A 16,133-nucleotide genomic window follows, 5' to 3' on the forward strand; every position below is an offset into this window, starting at 1 on the left:
TTTCGCTTCGAGGACTTTTCATGAATACGAATTTTCAGGGCCGTCTGGCGGTCGTGACCGGGGCCAGCTCGGGTATTGGGCTGGCTGTGTGCGATCTGTTGCTGCAGCGCGGTGCGCGAGTGCTTGCCTTCTCGCGGCGCCTCGGTGCACTGGCCGAGTTGCAGGCGTCTTACCCCGAGCAGCTGCACTGGTGCGCCGGCGACGTCACCGATATCGACTCTCTGCACGCACTGGCCGAGCGGGCCGGGCGACTCGGTGCCGTGGATTATCTGGTGCCCAATGCCGGTATCGCGCGGCTCGCGCCGGGCGGCGACATGCAGGCATTCGAGCAGCAGTGGCGGGTCAACGGCGCTGGCGCGGTGAATACCTTCGAGGTGATCAAGCCGCATCTGGCGCGGCCGGCGTCCGTGGTGTTCATCAGTACGTTCCTGCGCCAGCTTGGTTTCGCCGGGCTCGGTGGATACATCGCCAGCAAGGCAGCGTTGTCGGCGCTGGTGCGCAGCCTGGCACTGGAACATGCCGGCGAAGGGCTGCGGCTCAATCTGGTTTCGCCGGGACCGACGGCGACGCCGATTTGGAGCAGTCTGGGCCTGGCCGAGGATGCCCTGGCGGGTGTCGCCAGTGAAGTGAACAAGCGCCTGGTCAATGGTGAGTTCCTCGAACCGCAGGCGATCGCCGAAGTGGTGCTGTTCCAGCTGAGCAACGGAGCACGCGGCGTCTATGGTCAGGATTGGGTGGTGGACAAGGGCTATACCCTGCAGTGAGCGGTTCAGGGGCGGCATGGCTGCCGCCCCGACTGCGCGACATATCCCCTGACATTTGCTCAACCTCGCGGTCAACGCTTAAAGGTTATTGAAAGGTTCGCCTCTTAGCCTCCCCACGCGCCTTTCGCGTGCTTACAAGAAAAAGAGGAGAAAGCGGTTTGTTGACCCTGATTGGCCTGTTGACCATTTGCAGCCTGGTTGTGCTGCTGCTCATCGGGCGCATGTCGCCTGTTCTGCCGTTGATCGTGGTGCCGCTGCTCGGCGCCTTGGCCGCGGGTTTCGGCCCGGAGGCAATTTCCGGTTTCTTCACCGATGGCATCGGCCGCGTGACGGCGATCGCCACCATGTTCGTGTTTGCCATCACCTTTTTCGGCGTGCTGCAGGACACCGGGCTGTTCCGCCCATTGATCGGCGGCATGGTGCGACTGACCCGCGGCAACGTCATCGCCGTCACCGTGGCCACGGCCATCATCGGCATGCTGGCGCACCTCGATGGCGCTGGCGCCACCACCTTCCTGCTTACCGTTCCCGCGCTGTTGCCGCTATACAAGCAGCTGCGCATGAGCCCCTATCTGATGCTGCTGTTGCTGGCCCTGGGCGCCGGTATCTTCAACATGGTGCCCTGGGCCGGGCCGTTGGGGCGCGCTGCGGCGGTTACGGGTATCGACGTCACCGAATTGTGGCGTCCGCTGATCGTCATTCAAAGCATTGGCGTGGTGCTGTTGATCGCCCTGGCTGCCTTGCTGGGCGTACGTGAACAACGCCGCATCGCCGCAGGCAACAGCAGCGACGAGGGCGTGCTGGTGGATACCAGTGGCGACCTGCATACCACGCCCAGCGACGAGGAGCGTGAACTGGAGCGCCCGCAGCTGCTGTGGGTCAACGCGGCGCTGTTCCTGCTGGTACTGGTGGCGCTGTTCACCGGAATCCTGCCGGCCGGCTATGTATTCATGATCGGGCTGTCGCTGGCGCTGTTGCTCAACTACCGTGGCGGCAAGGCGCAGATGCAGCGCATCGCCGCGCATGCGCCGGCCGCCCTGAGCATGGGCATGATCATTCTGGCGGCGGGGTCGATGCTCGGCATTTTCACCGGCACCGGCATGCTCACTTCCATCGCCCAGGATCTGGCCGGCGTGCTGCCAGCGTCCCTGGTGGGCCAGATGCATATCGTGCTCGGCCTGTTCGGCCTGCCGATGGAGCTACTGCTGAGCACCGACGCCTATTACTTCGGCCTGCTGCCGGTGACCCTGGAAGTGGTTTCTGGGCACGGCGTGGAGCCGGCCAGCGTGGTCTATGCGCTGATCATCGGCAATATCATCGGCACCTTCATCAGCCCGTTCTCGCCGGCGTTGTGGCTGGCACTGGGCCTGGCCGGGCTGGATCTGGGCCGGCACATCCGTTACTCGCTGTGGTGGATGTGGGGCTTCTCACTGGTGCTGTTCGGCGCCGCCTGGGCGCTGGGCATGTTCTAGACCAAACTCAGCGTGTACTGCACACGCCCGGGTTTGCTCGTAATGCTGTTCACTTAAGGTTGCACACGTTTGGCTCCCCTCTCCCATTTATGGGAGAGGGGTTGGGGGAGAGGGCCGCTCGGGCGTGTTGCATCTGGCGGACGGGAGGCGTCAGCTGATTTCCACCTGATAGCGGAAGTTTTCCGCTGCCGCGCGTGACAGGCGATATTCCAGCGGGGTGCGGTCATAGCCCAGTGCGGTTCGTTCGATCACCACGCTCGGGCTGGCTTCGGCGACATCGAGAATGGCCGCGAGCTCGGCATCGGCGGCAGAAACCGTGAGGGTCTCCTTCGCCGAAGCGATGCGCTGGCCGCAGTGCTGCTCGTAAAAGGGATAGAGCAACTGCGGGAATTCATCCGGCGTGAGCTCCAGCAGCGCGCCGAAACGCGAAGCGGGTAGCCAGATGCGCTCGTGGAACAGCGGACGGCCGTCGATCAGGCGCAGGCGTTGCAGGAAGACGCAGCGTTCGCCTTCAGCCAGTTGCAATGCCTGGCGTGCTGCCGCGTCCGCAGGCTCGAGGCGGCATTCGAGAATGCGGCTCTGCGGCACCTGCGACTGGCCGCTGGCGCTGACCTGACGGAAGAAGCGAAACAGCGATCCATCGAAGTTCGGCCGCCGCACGAAGGTGCCGCGGCCCTGGGCGCGCAGCAGCAGCCCCTCCGCAACCAGGGTTTCCACCGCCTTGCGCACCGTGCCCACGGCCACGCCGTACTGGCGGGTCAACTCCGCTTCGGTGGGGATGGCTTCGCCGGGTAGCCATTCGCCTGCGGCAATCTTGCCCAGCATCTCGTCACGTAGCCGCTGATACAGCGGCAGGCGTTCATCCTGTCCCAGTGCCGTGGTGCTCATAAACCTCAAATCCGCAATTCGACCGGCCGTCACTTTACCACCGGTGGGTGCGTTGACAGCACTGGAACTCTATCTATACAGTCATCTATTCATATATATGACTATATGTGCAGACATGGCTGCCTCACGAGCGGCCCGAACAAGAACGACAGAGGTATTGCTTCGTGACGCCCATGCCTTATGCCGGTATCACCGGCATCGACACCCATGCCCACATATTCCGTCAGGACCTGCCCATGGTCCCGGGGCGCCGCTACAGCCCCAGCTACGACGCCACCGTAGAGCAGTACCTGGCTCACCTGGATGCCTGCGGCCTGTCTCATGGCGTGCTGATCCAGCCGAGCTTTCTCGGCACCGACAACCACTACATGGTCGAGGCATTGCGGCGCTTTCCCGAGCGTTTGCGCGGCGTAGCGGTCGTCGAGGCGCAGGTCAGCGATGCCGAACTGGACGAGTTGGCTGCCACCGGTGTGGTGGGCGTGCGTCTGAACCTGATCGGCAAGGTGCTGGAGGGCTGCACCGGGCCGGCCTGGAATGGCCTGTTCCGGCGCCTGGCGCAACGTGGCTGGCAGGTGGAGATCCAGCGCGGCTTCGGCGATCTGGCGCTGATCCTGCCGGCGATTCTCGAGTCCGGCGTCACCGTGGTGATCGATCACTTTGGCCTGCCGGCGCCGAGCGTGCAGCTGGACGATGGCCAGCATGACGCCTTCTTCGCTCTGCTCGGCCAGGCGCCGGTGTGGATCAAGCTGTCGGCAGCCTACCGCAGCCAGTCCGACCTGGCCCGAGCCCAGGCCATCGAGGCGCGCCTGCGCGAGGCCTGCGGCGGCATCGGCCGCTTCCTCTGGGGCAGCGACTGGCCCAACACCCAGTTTGAGTCGCAGACCCGCTACGATCAGCAGTTCGCGCTGCTCGAGGCCCTCTTACCCGACCCCGAGGAGCGCCGTCGCGTTCTGGTGGACAACCCCGCAACCCTGTTCGGTATCGCCTCGGCGTAAGCGCCGCTCACATCAGAACAACAAAAGGAGTCAAATCATCATGATGAGCTTGCTCGTCGTCGTCGCGATCGTTCTTGCCGTCGCGCTGGGTTACACCACCAAGATCAACATCGGCCTGTTCGCCATCGCCTTCGCCTACCTGCTCGGCTGTTTCGGCATGGGCATGAGCCCGGGTGAGATCATCAACATGTGGCCGCTGAAGATCTTCTTCGTGATCTTCTCGGTCTGCCTGTTCTACAGCTTCGCCACCGTCAACGGCACCCTGGAAAAACTCGCCGGGCATCTGCTGTATCGCTGCCGTGGCGTGCCGCACCTGCTGCCCTATGCCATTTTGCTGACTTCGGGGGTGATCGCTGCCATGGGCGCCGGTTACTACACCGTGCTGGCCTTCATGGCACCGCTGACCCTGCTGTTGTGCCAGCGTACCGGCATGAGCCTGATTCTCGGCGGCATGGCGGTGAACTACGGTGCGCTGGCCGGGGCCAACTTCGTCTCCAGCCAGAGCGGCATCATCTTCCGCGGCCTGATGACCGGCGCCGGCATGCCCGAGAGCGAAGCCTTCGTCAATGCCCTGGCGATCTTCGCCAGCACGGCGATCATCCCGGTGCTGGTGATTTCCGCCTTCGTCTTCCTCGGTGGCCATGGCCGTAACCTGAAGAATGCGGTACTCACCGCCGACCTGCCGGAAGCCTTCAATCGCGAGCAGAAACTGACCCTGCTGCTGACGCTGCTGATGATGGTGCTGGTACTCGCCGCGCCACTGGCGCTGCTGGCCTTCCCGGATAACGCCACGGTCAGGTTCATCAACAGCAAGGTAGACATCGGTCTGATCGCCAGCGTCTTCTCGGTGATCGCACTGCTGCTCAAGCTCGGTGACGAGCGCAAGGCGATCGCCTCCGTGCCCTGGGCCACGCTGATCATGATCTGCGGCGTCGGCATGCTGATCTCGATCGCGATCAAGGCTGGCACCATCGATGCGCTGGCGTCCTGGATCGGCGGTAACATCCCGCCGCTGATGGTTCCAGTGGCATTCGGTGTGGTAGCGGCCCTGATGTCGATCTTCGCCAGCACCCTCGGTGTTGTGACGCCGGCACTGTTCCCGATGGTGCTGCCACTGGCGGCTTCGATGTCGATCGATCCGATGATCATCTTCGTCGCCATCGTGGTGGGTGCGCAGGCCACCTCGATCTCGCCGTTCTCCTCGGGTGGCAGCCTGCTGCTGGGGTCGTGCACCGATGACAAGGCGCGCTCGACGCTGTTCTCGCAGCTGCTGCTACGCGCCGCGCCCATCGGCTTCGTCGCCGCCATGCTGTTCAACCTGGCGCTGACCTTCCTGTTCTGACGAAAAAAGGTTTTTCGCATAGTTTGGGGAGAGTGTGAGCCAATACCGGATTGGCAAGTTTGTGTGCGTACCGCTTACTGACTTAGCACTATCCATTACCGAGTGCGCTGAATGTTTGGGTTGCGCCCCTTACGGGCGCCACACCTTTCTTGCTTGCCCAAGAAAGGTGTGCCAAAGAAGGGCACCCCGACATCCGGGTTTCGCTTCGCTCAACTCCCCTCACTCCGGCGCCGCTCCGGGGGCCGGCTTACATGGGCCATCCCTGGCCCATTAAGCCTTTCGCCGCATCCATGCGGCTCATCCCCCTACGCGACACCTCCACTCGGCCTTCTGACGGGACCAGGTCGCGAGCTTGCGAAATCTCCGGAAGATCAAAGTCGGTAGCGTTTGGCTTTTGCTCTTGAAGTGCGATCTCACAGACGACGCTCAAGTCCCCTTCAGGAGGCCGAGTGGAATCACCGTGGAAGGGGTTGAGCGACATGGATGTCGCGAGAGCTGCGATGGGCCAGGGATGGCCCTTCGCAGCGTGCCTCTGGAGCGGTGATGGAAGGAGGGAACCCCGGCGCAGCAGGGCGGGGGCGCCTAGCTCGTATGCAGGGGTGTGTTTCTTTGCTTACTTTCTTTGCACAAGCAAAGAAAGTGAGTCGCCCGTAAGGGGCGAAACCCATCAGGCCAGGCGGCGTGCTAATGGATAGTGCCAAGTCATCGACAGCTGACACTTAATTGCCAGTCTGGTGCCAAGAGTATCCCCCCGCGAGAATGCGAAGAACCTGAAAAAACCGGCATCGCGTGATGCCGGGGTTCTATCCCCGCAAGTCCATATCGCTATTTCAGTCGATAACGCGCCAGTTCATCCGGGCTCAGCAGACGCAAGCGCCCCGGCTCTAGCTGATAGATGTCTTCCGCCAGACGCACCTCGACGCCCATGTCGCGCAAGTAATTGGCCGGGCTGAACGACTGGCGGCCATGGGCGGCCTGCGCCAGTGCCGAGTCCCCGGCGGGGAAGGGCGGCCGACGCAGAGCGACGTGGCCGTTGATGGTGCGCTTGGTGCCGGCAGCGAGCAGGTAGATGCAGCTGCCCTGGCACATACCACCTGAAGGCACCAGCGCCTCGAAGCCGGTTTCGCGCAGTAGGCGCCCCATGCGTATGGCTTCCGGAGCGCTGCCGCCGATGCTGTCGAGCAGCACGACCTTGCGCTTGTGCTTACCCGGATTGGCGCGCAAGCCAGCCAGCAGTTTCTCGTAGTCGCCTGGAACGATCTCTTCGGAAATCTTTGCCGCCAGCATGCCGGCATTGGCCTCGACCTCCACCTGTGCCTGGGCGGTCATAGCGGTGAACAGAGTGGTGGCGATCAGGGCGAAGCGTAAACGCTGGGCAATCATCGGCTGGGTTCGTCGGTGGCTCGGGAGGTAGAAGATACCTTGCCCGAGTCACCTCACGCACCTGTTCAGATTGCAGTGTTCCTTCGCTGTACCTGCCACGCCCAGCCGAACAACAGCAGGCCGCCGATTGCGGTAGCGGCGCCAATATAGCCGGTCACCGTCCAGCTCATGCCGGCGCTGATGGCCAGGCCGCCGAGCCAGGGGCCGAGGGCGTTGGCGAGGTTGAACGCGGCGTGGTTGGAGGCGGCCGCCAGCGTCTGCGCGCCGGTGGCGACGTCCATCAGGTGGGTCTGCAGTGCCGGGCCGAGGGCGATCATAGTGCCGATGGCGAAGATCGCCGGCAGGATGGTCCACAGGCTGTGCGCGGCAAAGGGGAAGACCAGCAGCACCAGGGTGCTCCACGCCAGGATCCAGGCCACGGCCCGCAGGCGCAGGCGGTCGAACAGCCAGCCGCCGGCGCTGTTGCCGACGATGCAGCCGGCGCCGAACACGCCCATGGCCAGGGGAATCCAGCCGGGGCCGACCTGGGTGACGTGCAGCAGTGTGGGCGCCATGTAGCTGAACACGCAGAACATCCCGGCGAAACCGATCGAACCGATGCCCAGGGCCAGCCAGATCGGCGCACGGTTGAAGGCGCGCAGCTCGCCCTTGGGGCTGCTGCGCTGCTCGTTGGGGTCTGCAGGCAGGAAGATCGCCACCATGGCGATGGTGGTGATGGCGATGATGCCGACCAGGGCGAAGGCGTAGCGCCAGCTCATGAACTGGCCTAGCCAGGTGGCCAGCGGGTTACCGATCAGGATGGCCACGGTCAGGCCGGCCAGCACCCGGCTCACCGCCTTGGCGCGTTTGTGCGGCGGCGCCATGGACGCGGCCACCAGCATGGCGATACCGAAGTAGGCGCCATGTGGCAGGCCGGCGATGAAGCGGAACATCAGCAGCGGCTCGTAGCCCGGTGCCAGGGCGCTGGCGAAGTTGCCGAGGGCAAAGCAGCCCATCAGCAGCAGGAGCAGGATGCGCCGCGGCAGGCGTGCTCCGAGCAGGGCCAGCAGTGGTGCGCCGACCACCACGCCGAGGGCGTAGGCGCTGATCACGTGACCGACCTGCGGTTCGCTGACGCCAAGGTCGGCGGCGACGTTGGGCATCAGGCCCATGATGGCGAACTCGCCGGTGCCGATGGCGAAGCCGCCGAGGGCCAGGGCGAGTTGAATGAGAAGGATCGCGCCCGGCGACAGATGCGTCGCAGCGCTGGGGGAAGGCGTGCTCATGAGTGACCTGGAAGGGAGAAGGCAAGCGCGCAATTATAATCTCCGAGTGCCGCGCCTGGATATTACCGGCCGCTCTATATCGGCCTTTGGGACGAATGGTCGGCGTCGTTCAGGGCTTTCACATAGTCGACGAAGGCGCGCAGCGGCGCCGGCACGTTGCGCCTGCTGTGGTAGTACAGGTAAGGCCCCTCGAAGTGCTGCCACCAGTCATGCAGGATGGGTTGCAGCTGGCCGCTGGCGAGATGCGCCGCGATGTACTCCTCGAAGGTGTAGAGAATGCCGTGGCCGGCGCAGGCCGCGGCGATCAGCAGGTCCTGCGATGAGCTGACCAACCTGCCCTCCGGGGCGATGCGCAAGGTACGTCCATCTCGCTCGAACTCCCAGACACCCAGCTTGCCGCTGGCGAAGCGGTAACCGAGCAGGCGGTGCTCGTTCAGTTCGCCGGGATGCTGCGGCGTGCCGTGGCGCTGCAGATAGCTGGGCGCGGCGACTGCCATGAAGCACTGCCGGCGCGGCCCGATGGGGACGGCGATCATGTCCTTGGCCAGACTTTCCTCGTAGCGGATGCCTGCGTCGTAACCGGCGCCGATCACGTCGATGAAGGTGTTGTCCATGTTCACCTCCAGCGCGATGCCGGGGTAACGCGCGAGAAAACCATCCAGCAGCTGCGGCAGGATGTGCCGGGCGATTACGCCAGGCACATGCAGGCGCAGCGAGCCGACCGGATGCTGCGGGTCTTCCTGCAGGTCGTTGAGTGCTGTGTTGATCTCGTCCAGCGCCGGGCGCAGGCGCTCCAGCAGTCGCGCACCGATTTCCGTCGGCGTCAGGCCGCGGGTGGTGCGGTTGAGCAGGCGCACGCCCAGCTCCTTTTCCAGGCGGCGTATGCAATCGCTGAGTGACGAGGCTGACGTGCCGCGGCGCTGCGCTGCGGCACGAAAACCACCGGCCTCGACCACGGCGGCGAACAGGGCGATATCGGACAGATTCGGTTGGCGCATGAGCGTCGGCTGGGAAATGAAAGGTCCGATAATGCGGCGCAGCGCCCGCTTTGCCAATCCTGGGCTCCGTAGCCTGGATGAAATCCGGGAATGCATGCCAATGGCCCCGGATTGCATCCGGGCTACGATTCGCGCCTTTGAAACACCGGGTAACTGTACGCCTGGCCGTATACCCTGTTCGGTCGTGACCGGCTTATCGCACAGTCTTTCTGCTCGCACCCTATGTCCTGCGCCGTTGCCTGATTTGGCGCATCGAGCTAACGCATAGGAGGAAGCTGCAATGAGCAGAAGAAACGAAGCGCGGCTGAGCCATACGCGCCGTGATGCACTGAAGCTGTTCGGCATGGTGGGCGGCAGTCTTGCCTTGCAAGGGGTGCTGGGCGGCATACCGAGGTTCGCCTGGGCCGACACCGCAACGGGCTGGCAGGCGACGGACATGCCGCCTTTGACCGGCAAGCGCATGCTGGTCACCGGTGGCACCAGCGGTATGGGCTTCGAGGACGCTCTGGCCCTGAGCGGGGCCGGTGCGCAGGTGATCATCGCCGCGCGTAATGCGCAGCGTGGCGCCGAAAGCATCGAACGTATTCGTGCCCAGGTGCCGGATGCGCGGGTGCGTTTCGAACAATTGGACCTGGCCGACCAGGCCTCGGTGCGCCGCCTGGCTCAGCGCCTGAATGCCGAGGGCGAGGTGCTGGACGTGCTGATCAACAATGCCGCGATCATGGCGCCGCCACAACGCGGCGTGTCTCGCGACGGTTTCGAGCTGCAGCTGGCGACCAACTTTCTCGGCCATTTCGCCCTGACCGGTTTGCTCCTGTCGTCGCTGCGCAAGTCATCCGATCCGCGCGTGGTGACGCTGGCGAGCATCGCGGTCAATCGTGGTCGGATCAATTTCGATGACCTGCAGTCCGAGCGCAGCTACGACCCCTATGCGGCTTACGCCCAGTCGAAGCTGGCCTGTCTGATGATGGCCTTCGAGCTGCAGCGGCGCAGCCTGGCCAACGACTGGGGCGTGCGCAGCGTCGCCGCGCATCCTGGCGTGGCCGTCACCGAACTGGTCGAGCGCGGGCCAGGACTGGAAAGCGAGTTCGCTCAGCAGTGGGCGAAGGATCGCGATGTCTATCACTCGGCGGCGCAGGGTGCGCTGTCGTCACTGTTCGCGGCGACGGCGGTCGAGGCCGAAGGTGGCCGCTACTACGGGCCGACCGGCGAAGAGGAAAAGCGCGGCCCTCTGGGGCTGGCCAAGGTACCGCCTGCCGCGGCGGATGCCGCTGATGCGGCGCGCCTGTGGTCGGTGGCCGAGCGCCTGACGGGCGTGAAATACGGCTGAATCTTGGCGCGCCTCGAGGCGCGCCCCCTTCGAGGAATTTGCCATGTCATCTTCAACGATGGCGCAGCGCGTGGCCGTGGCCATTAACGCGCAGCGCAACGAGCTGTGGCCGGCGCTGGCCGGTTTCACCCTGTTCTTCTGCCTGTTCTCGGGCTACTTCATGCTGCGGCCGATCCGCGAAGCCATGGGCATCGTCTCCGGCGTGGAGAACCTGCAGTGGCTGTTCACCGCCACCTTCGTGGTGATGCTGATCGCAGTGCCGTTGTTTGCCTGGCTGAGTTCGCGGGTGCCGCGGCTCCATTTCATCGACTGGGTGTATGGCTTCTTCACCCTGAATCTGGCGTTGTTCGCCCTGTTGTTCTTCAGTGCTGAAGAGAGTGTGTGGCTGGCGCGCAGCTTCTACGTGTGGATTTCGGTCTATAACCTGTTCGTCGTCTCGGTGGCCTGGAGCCTGATGGCCGACGTGTTCGACAGCGAACAGGCCAAGCGGCTGTTCGCCTTCATCGCCGCCGGTGCCAGTGTCGGCGGTCTGGTCGGTCCGGCGTTGAGTGCCTTGTTGGTGAGCACGCTGGGACAGAGTGGGCTGATTCTGCTGGCTGCAGTGCTGCTGGCCGTGGCGCTGTCGCTCAAGCAGGTGCTGATGCGCTGGCGCGAGGAGGGTGGCGCGGGACGGGCCGGCGCCGTGCAGGCGGAGAGCCCGCGGCGTCCGGTGCCGGGCAACCCGTTCAGTGGCCTGATGCGTGTGCTGTCTTCGCCCTACCTGTTTGGTATCGCCGGTTTCGTCATCCTGCTGGCCACGGCCAGCACCTTTCTCTACTTCGAACAGGCCCGCCTGGTGGCCGAGCTGTTTCCGGATCGCGCCGCGCAGGTGCGAGTGTTCGGGGTGATCGATTTCGTGGTGCAGGCCGGCGCGCTGATTTCCCAGTTGTTCATCACCGGGCGCATCGCGCGGCGTCTGGGTGTGCGCGTGCTGTTGGCCTGTGTGCCGCTATTGGTATGCGTCGGCTTCATCGGTCTGGCCTTGATGCCGACCTTCGCCATGCTGGCAGCGCTGATGATCGTACGGCGCATCGGCGAATACGCCTTCGTGCGGCCGGGGCGGGAGATGCTCTTCGCGCCGCTGGATGCCGAGAGCAAATACAAGGCGAAGAACTTCATCGACACCGTGGTCTACCGCGCCGGCGATGCGTTGAGTGGCTGGCTCAAGAGCCTGCTGGACATACTCGCACAAGGCGCCTGGCTGGTGGCGCTGGTGGGCGCGGCCAGCGCGGCGCTGTGGGGGTTGCTCGGCTGGTATCTGGGGACCCAGGCGGACCGCAAGGCCGCCGAGCGGCAGGAACTGGTGGTTACATAGAGCGGACTTTGCAGGAGCCGCAGGCACGGCTCCTGCAAACGCGTCAGCCGCGTGCCGGAATGCTCAAGCCGCGCTGCACGGCCGGGCGCGCGAGGAAGGCGTCGAGCACGCGGCGCACGTTGCCGAAGCGTTCGAACTGCACCATATCGCCGGCCTTGTAGAAGTCCACCAGGCAGCGCACCCAGGGGAACACGGCGATATCGGCAATGCTGTACTCGCCGGCGATCCAGCTACGGCCCTCCAGGTGTTGGTCGAGCACACCGAGCAGGCGAGCGGATTCGGCGACGTAGCGATCACGCGGGCGCTTGTCCTCGTACTCGGCACCGGCGAACTTATGGAAGAAGCCGAGCTGACCGAACATCGGGCCGAGACCGCCCATCTGCCACATCAGCCATTGAATCGTCTCGTAGCGGGCTGCGGCGTCCTGCGGCAGCAACTTGCCGGTCTTCTCCGCCAGGTAAATCAGGATCGCCCCGGACTCGAACAGCGGCAGCGGGTGGCCATTCGGCCCGTCGGGATCGAGGATTGCCGGAATCTTGTTGTTCGGCGCCAGCGAAAGGAACTCGGCGCTGAACTGGTCATTGCTGTCGAAGCTGACCAGGTGCGCCTCATAGGGCAGGCCGATTTCTTCCAGCATGATCGAGACCTTGACACCGTTGGGCGTGGGCAGCGAGTAGAGCTGCAGGCGCTCGGGATGCTGCGCGGGCCATTTGCGGGTGATGTGAAAGGGGCTGAGGTCGGTCATGTGGTTTCCATATCCAGTGGGCCTTGGGAACGGCGATCAAAACACGAGTGGCGGCAGTGACGGAAATCGATGCGCCTGCTAATAGTCATCGACTCGGGCGATCCTGCCTGGTTCCCTGTGCGCGAACGAGGCGGTATGGTGCGGGTTTTCATCCACCCGGCACGGAGCCCATCGGCATGAGCCTGCACGGTACCTACGATCCCCAGAACATCTTCGCCCAGATCATTCGTGGCGACCTGCCTTGCTACAAACTCTACGAGGACGACGATGTACTGGCGTTCCTCGATCTGTTCCCGCAATCCAGGGGCCACAGTCTGGTCATTCCCAAACGCGCTGCCGCGCGCAATATCCTGGAAATCGACGACGCCAGCCTGGCCAAGGTCATGGCCGTGGTGAAGAAGGTCACCCAGGCGGTGGTCGACGAACTGCAGCCGGCCGGCGTGCAGGTGGCGCAGTTCAACGGCGCGCCTGCCGGGCAGACGGTGTTTCATATCCACATGCACGTGATCCCGCGCTTCGAGGGTGAAGGCCTGGGCATTCATGCGGCCAACAAGGCCGATCCGGCCGAGCTGGAGGCGCTGCAGGCGCGTCTGGTCAAACGTCTGCAAGGCTGAAGCAGCATCGCCCCGGACGAGTGTCTCGTCCGGGGCAGCAGGCCGGCGGTGGCTTAGCCGTTCTGGCTGCTCAGCCCGCCCCATTCCATGAAGCGCACGGCGTGCACTTCACCCTGGCTGTCGCGGTAGACCAGAACGCTCGGCACCACACCGCTCTTGCGGCTGTTGTCGGTGCGTTGCAGGACCTGATCGATATCCAGCTGCATGCCGTACTGGTATTCCTGTACTTCGACCTTGGGAGTGGCAGGTGCTTTCTCGCTGGCGATGGCCAAGGGGGCCAGAACGGCGAGTAGGGTGGTGTTGAAGGCTGCGAATTTCATCTTGTGTCTCTCCGATATGTGGGCGCCTGGATAGGGTGGCGCTGAGTTCGAGAGAAATGAAAACACCGCGCTCTTCATTGCAGAAATCGATGCTTTTGCTAGCGAAGATCGCTGTCATCGATACCTTGCCCACAGACGTGCCAAGCTCAATACTCAAGCGGCACTCATCTGCCCATGGAGGGCTTCATGCGTTCGATCCTCATCGCTCTACCCCTGATGCTGCTGGCCGGCTGCTCGTCGTTTCGAGGTGATCCTGAAGACATCAAACCCGTGCCGGAGGACCGTCTGCTGGCCTTCCAGGAGGCGCAGGAGAATGGTGCGCAGATCGTGGTCAATCGCGATTTCGGCATGATGGGTGGCGGCTGCTACGTAGCCATCGAGGTGGATCGCAAGGTCGCCGCGCGCATCGGCGTCGGTGAGGTCGCAACCTTCCAGGTGCGTCCAGGCACGCGCGTGGTCGGCATCACGCCGGATCGCATGGACGACACCCTGTGCGGCATGGGCCGCCTGCTGCGCGAAGTGGCAGTGCCGGTGAAAAGCGGGGAAATCCAGCACCTGCGCATCGTCAGCCAGAACAAGGGCGGCTTCGATATACGCCCCGACAAGCCTTGATGACCGTTCTGGCGCTGTGCGGGCGGTCATACCGCCAGTGATGCCAGACGGTTAGTATTCCCTGCAGCCAATCAGGGAGCACGAACGTGAATGGATTGCCGATCGCCATAGTCGGGGCGGGCACTGCTGGTCTCGCCACCGCCATATTCCTTGCCCGTCAGGGCTATGCGGTGCGGCTGCTGGAGCGGGTCGAACGACTGCAGCCGGTGGGCGCCGGCATCCTGCTGCAGCCTTCCGGCCTGGCGGTGCTGCAGCGCCTTGGTCTGCTCGCCGAATGTACCGCACTCGGCGCACCGGTCAGCCGACTGTATGGCACCAGTTGCCGGGGGCGGGTGATCCTCGATACCCGCTATTACGACTGGCAGCCCGGCAGCTTTGGCCTGGGTATTCACCGCGGCGTGCTGATGACGGCGCTGCTCAATGCGGCGCAGCGCATTGGCGTGCAGGTGCAAACCGGGGTGACTGTAAGCCGTTTCGAACAGGGCAGCGGCCATGTCCGTTTGCTGCGTCAGGACGAAGAAGGTGTTGAGCGACCTCTGGGGGATTTCGCCGCGCTGATCCTGGCCGATGGCACCCGTTCGACGCTGCGCGCGCAGATGCAGGTGCGCCAGTGGTCGCGGCCCTATCCCTGGGGCGCTTTGTGGAGCATGTTGCCGACTGCGACGTCGGCCGAAACCGGCGAGCTGCGTCAGTGGTATCGCGGCTGCCGGGAAATGTTCGGGCTGATGCCCACTGGCTGCACCCATCAGGCACGCGAACGGTCGCTCACCAGTCTGTTCTGGAGCCTGCCGCTCAGTGAGCACGAGACGTGGCGAGCGAGTGGCCTGGAGGCCTGGAAAACCCGTGTGCGCGCCCTCGCTGGCGAAGCGGCGCAGCCCTATCTGCAACAGATCATCGATCCCGCACAGCTGACGCTGGCGGCCTATGCCGATGTGCGCATGCAGCGCTGGCACGATGGTCGCGTCCTGGCCATCGGCGATTGCGCCCACGCCATGAGTCCGCAACTGGGACAGGGCGCCAACATGGCGCTGGTCGATGCCGCCGCGCTCGCTGATACGCTCGGCAACGCGGCCCAGCATGCAATCGACTGGAACGCCATCTTCACTCGTTACGGTGATGCTCGCCGTGACCACCTGCGGTACTACCGCCAGGCGAGTCGGCTGCTGACGCCCTTGTTTCAATCCAACAGCATCACCCTGGCGGTGCTGCGCGATATTGCCCTGACGCTGGCCCGCCATAACCGCTTCGGCCGCCAGCATGCGGTCAGCACCCTGGTCGGTGCGCGCAGCGGCTGGTTGTGGTCCGGCGCGCAGAAGCGCGAACTGCATGCCTGGACGGGGGAGCGGGAGGCGTGGGAATAACAGGCCCCGTCCAACTGCGCTGCAGGCCGCGCAGCGCCCCGTGACTCAGAGCCAGCCACTCCTTGTTCCGCGCGTCGCGTGATAGGCTGCGCGGCTGATTTCATGTCCATAGGGATGCGTGCATGCCGTCGTCGCTGGAGATTTTCGCCAACCTTTTCTACCTGGTTTCGGTGCTGCTGGCGGCGCGCAATTCTGCGCATACCTGGGCCGTCGGCCTGGTCGGTTGCGCGCTGTTCGGCTGGCTGTTCTTCAGCGTGCAGCTATATGCGGATGTGACCTTGCAGGGCTTCTTCATCCTGACCAGCCTGATCGGCTGGTGGAGCTGGTTGCGTGGGCGCGGCGGCGAACCCATGTCCATCACCCGTACGGCCTGGCCGGGATTGGCCCTGGCGCTTGGTTTGGCGGTGCTGGTGGCGCTGGCCTACGGCGCCTTGCTGCATCATTTCAGCGACGCCTACGCGCCCTTTATCGATTCCCTGGTGCTGACCTTCAGCGTGCTGGCGCAATTGCTGCTGATGCGCCGCAAGCTGGAGACCTGGTACGGCTGGCTGCTGGTCAACACCCTGGCAGTGCCGCTGTTCGCCTCGCGCGAGCTGTACCTGACCGCCTTCATCTACCTGCTGTTCTGGTGCAATGCCTGGTACGGCCTGTATCGCTGGCGGCGTGAACTGAAAGCGCAGGCGGCCTGAG

The 16,133-nt window shown here is 64.2% G+C and carries 16 protein-coding genes; 10 read left to right on the plus strand and 6 right to left on the minus strand.

Annotated elements, in window-relative coordinates; genetic code table 11:
• The first annotated feature begins 20 nt into the window (after positions 1 to 20).
• Together GYB81_RS03785 and GYB81_RS03790 are read left to right on the plus strand one after the other, a co-directional pair.
• Positions 21 to 764: an SDR family NAD(P)-dependent oxidoreductase gene (locus tag GYB81_RS03785; RefSeq protein WP_161866535.1), complete on the plus strand. Its 744-nt coding sequence runs from the start codon at positions 21 to 23 to the stop codon at positions 762 to 764.
• 158 nt (positions 765 to 922) lie between these two features.
• Positions 923 to 2,236 carry a CitMHS family transporter gene (locus GYB81_RS03790; RefSeq protein ID WP_161866534.1) on the plus strand — a complete coding sequence of 438 codons (1,314 nt, stop codon included), beginning with the start codon at positions 923 to 925 and terminating at the stop codon, positions 2,234 to 2,236.
• A gap of 150 nt (positions 2,237 to 2,386) precedes the next feature.
• Here GYB81_RS03790 and GYB81_RS03795 read toward each other — a convergent pair whose 3' ends face one another.
• Entirely contained in the window at positions 2,387 to 3,124 is a 738-nt protein-coding gene (locus GYB81_RS03795) for a GntR family transcriptional regulator (protein ID WP_161866533.1), read from the minus strand.
• Positions 3,125 to 3,288: 164 nt separating this feature from the next.
• Here GYB81_RS03795 and GYB81_RS03800 point away from each other — a divergent pair, with 164 nt between their 5' ends.
• Positions 3,289 to 4,119 (plus strand): amidohydrolase family protein, encoded by an 831-nt coding sequence (locus GYB81_RS03800; RefSeq protein ID WP_161866532.1) that lies wholly within the window; start codon positions 3,289 to 3,291, stop codon positions 4,117 to 4,119.
• 40 nt (positions 4,120 to 4,159) lie between these two features.
• A complete protein-coding gene (locus GYB81_RS03805; protein ID WP_161866531.1) occupies positions 4,160 to 5,461 on the plus strand; it encodes an SLC13 family permease in 1,302 nt (433 codons plus the stop codon).
• 825 nt (positions 5,462 to 6,286) lie between these two features.
• Here the strand turns inward: GYB81_RS03805 and GYB81_RS03810 are convergent.
• The 3 genes from GYB81_RS03810 to GYB81_RS03820 form a co-directional block, all read right to left on the minus strand.
• Positions 6,287 to 6,844, minus strand: coding sequence for a COG3904 family protein (locus GYB81_RS03810; protein WP_161866530.1), 558 nt, complete (start codon positions 6,842 to 6,844; stop codon positions 6,287 to 6,289).
• Between the two features lie 65 nt (positions 6,845 to 6,909).
• Positions 6,910 to 8,109 carry an MFS transporter gene (locus GYB81_RS03815; protein ID WP_161866529.1) on the minus strand — a complete coding sequence of 400 codons (1,200 nt, stop codon included), beginning with the start codon at positions 8,107 to 8,109 and terminating at the stop codon, positions 6,910 to 6,912.
• Between the two features lie 74 nt (positions 8,110 to 8,183).
• The gene (locus GYB81_RS03820; protein WP_161866528.1) at positions 8,184 to 9,107 is read right to left on the minus strand and encodes a LysR family transcriptional regulator; all 924 of its coding nucleotides are present in this window, start codon (positions 9,105 to 9,107) and stop codon (positions 8,184 to 8,186) included.
• Between the two features lie 280 nt (positions 9,108 to 9,387).
• Between GYB81_RS03820 and GYB81_RS03825 the strand changes: the two genes are divergently transcribed.
• Positions 9,388 to 10,437 carry an SDR family oxidoreductase gene (locus tag GYB81_RS03825; RefSeq protein WP_161866527.1) on the plus strand — a complete coding sequence of 350 codons (1,050 nt, stop codon included), beginning with the start codon at positions 9,388 to 9,390 and terminating at the stop codon, positions 10,435 to 10,437.
• 43 nt (positions 10,438 to 10,480) lie between these two features.
• Positions 10,481 to 11,791, plus strand: a complete 1,311-nt coding sequence (locus GYB81_RS03830; RefSeq protein WP_161866526.1) for an NTP/NDP exchange transporter — start codon at positions 10,481 to 10,483, stop codon at positions 11,789 to 11,791.
• Positions 11,792 to 11,834: 43 nt separating this feature from the next.
• On the opposite strand, the gene GYB81_RS03835 is transcribed toward GYB81_RS03830, so the two are convergent.
• Positions 11,835 to 12,536: a glutathione S-transferase N-terminal domain-containing protein gene (locus GYB81_RS03835; RefSeq protein WP_161866525.1), complete on the minus strand. Its 702-nt coding sequence runs from the start codon at positions 12,534 to 12,536 to the stop codon at positions 11,835 to 11,837.
• A gap of 176 nt (positions 12,537 to 12,712) precedes the next feature.
• Between GYB81_RS03835 and GYB81_RS03840 the strand changes: the two genes are divergently transcribed.
• A complete protein-coding gene (locus tag GYB81_RS03840) occupies positions 12,713 to 13,150 on the plus strand; it encodes an HIT family protein (RefSeq protein WP_161866524.1) in 438 nt (145 codons plus the stop codon).
• 53 nt (positions 13,151 to 13,203) lie between these two features.
• Here GYB81_RS03840 and GYB81_RS03845 read toward each other — a convergent pair whose 3' ends face one another.
• On the minus strand, positions 13,204 to 13,470 hold the full coding sequence (locus GYB81_RS03845; RefSeq protein WP_161866523.1) for a DUF2790 domain-containing protein: 267 nt from the start codon (positions 13,468 to 13,470) through the stop codon (positions 13,204 to 13,206).
• Positions 13,471 to 13,656: 186 nt separating this feature from the next.
• Between GYB81_RS03845 and GYB81_RS03850 the strand changes: the two genes are divergently transcribed.
• The 3 genes from GYB81_RS03850 to pnuC all read left to right on the plus strand — a co-directional run bounded on the left by GYB81_RS03850 (position 13,657) and on the right by pnuC (position 16,132).
• The gene (locus GYB81_RS03850) at positions 13,657 to 14,082 is read left to right on the plus strand and encodes a PQQ-binding-like beta-propeller repeat protein (RefSeq protein WP_161866522.1); all 426 of its coding nucleotides are present in this window, start codon (positions 13,657 to 13,659) and stop codon (positions 14,080 to 14,082) included.
• Positions 14,083 to 14,168: 86 nt separating this feature from the next.
• Positions 14,169 to 15,443 carry an FAD-dependent oxidoreductase gene (locus GYB81_RS03855; protein WP_161866521.1) on the plus strand — a complete coding sequence of 425 codons (1,275 nt, stop codon included), beginning with the start codon at positions 14,169 to 14,171 and terminating at the stop codon, positions 15,441 to 15,443.
• Positions 15,444 to 15,565: 122 nt separating this feature from the next.
• On the plus strand, positions 15,566 to 16,132 hold the full coding sequence (gene pnuC / locus GYB81_RS03860; RefSeq protein ID WP_161866520.1) for a nicotinamide riboside transporter PnuC: 567 nt from the start codon (positions 15,566 to 15,568) through the stop codon (positions 16,130 to 16,132).
• Position 16,133: the final 1 nt, after the last annotated feature.

It is taken from the genome of Pseudomonas yangonensis (assembly GCF_009932725.1).
Classification (GTDB): Bacteria; Pseudomonadota; Gammaproteobacteria; order Pseudomonadales; family Pseudomonadaceae; genus Aquipseudomonas; species Aquipseudomonas yangonensis.

Excerpts from the sequence above, each read along its gene's own strand:
- GYB81_RS03835 (WP_161866525.1), bottom strand. The coding sequence starts at position 12,536 with ATGACCGACCTCAGCCCCTTTCACATCACCCGCAAATGGCCCGCGCAG.
- GYB81_RS03810 (WP_161866530.1), bottom strand. The coding sequence starts at position 6,844 with ATGATTGCCCAGCGTTTACGCTTCGCCCTGATCGCCACCACTCTGTTC.
- GYB81_RS03815 (WP_161866529.1), bottom strand. The coding sequence starts at position 8,109 with ATGAGCACGCCTTCCCCCAGCGCTGCGACGCATCTGTCGCCGGGCGCG.
- GYB81_RS03830 (WP_161866526.1), top strand. The coding sequence starts at position 10,481 with ATGTCATCTTCAACGATGGCGCAGCGCGTGGCCGTGGCCATTAACGCG.
- GYB81_RS03795 (WP_161866533.1), bottom strand. The coding sequence starts at position 3,124 with ATGAGCACCACGGCACTGGGACAGGATGAACGCCTGCCGCTGTATCAG.
- GYB81_RS03805 (WP_161866531.1), top strand. The coding sequence starts at position 4,160 with ATGATGAGCTTGCTCGTCGTCGTCGCGATCGTTCTTGCCGTCGCGCTG.
- pnuC (WP_161866520.1), top strand. The coding sequence starts at position 15,566 with ATGCCGTCGTCGCTGGAGATTTTCGCCAACCTTTTCTACCTGGTTTCG.
- GYB81_RS03850 (WP_161866522.1), top strand. The coding sequence starts at position 13,657 with ATGCGTTCGATCCTCATCGCTCTACCCCTGATGCTGCTGGCCGGCTGC.
- GYB81_RS03785 (WP_161866535.1), top strand. The coding sequence starts at position 21 with ATGAATACGAATTTTCAGGGCCGTCTGGCGGTCGTGACCGGGGCCAGC.
- GYB81_RS03825 (WP_161866527.1), top strand. The coding sequence starts at position 9,388 with ATGAGCAGAAGAAACGAAGCGCGGCTGAGCCATACGCGCCGTGATGCA.
- GYB81_RS03820 (WP_161866528.1), bottom strand. The coding sequence starts at position 9,107 with ATGCGCCAACCGAATCTGTCCGATATCGCCCTGTTCGCCGCCGTGGTC.
- GYB81_RS03840 (WP_161866524.1), top strand. The coding sequence starts at position 12,713 with ATGAGCCTGCACGGTACCTACGATCCCCAGAACATCTTCGCCCAGATC.
- GYB81_RS03845 (WP_161866523.1), bottom strand. The coding sequence starts at position 13,470 with ATGAAATTCGCAGCCTTCAACACCACCCTACTCGCCGTTCTGGCCCCC.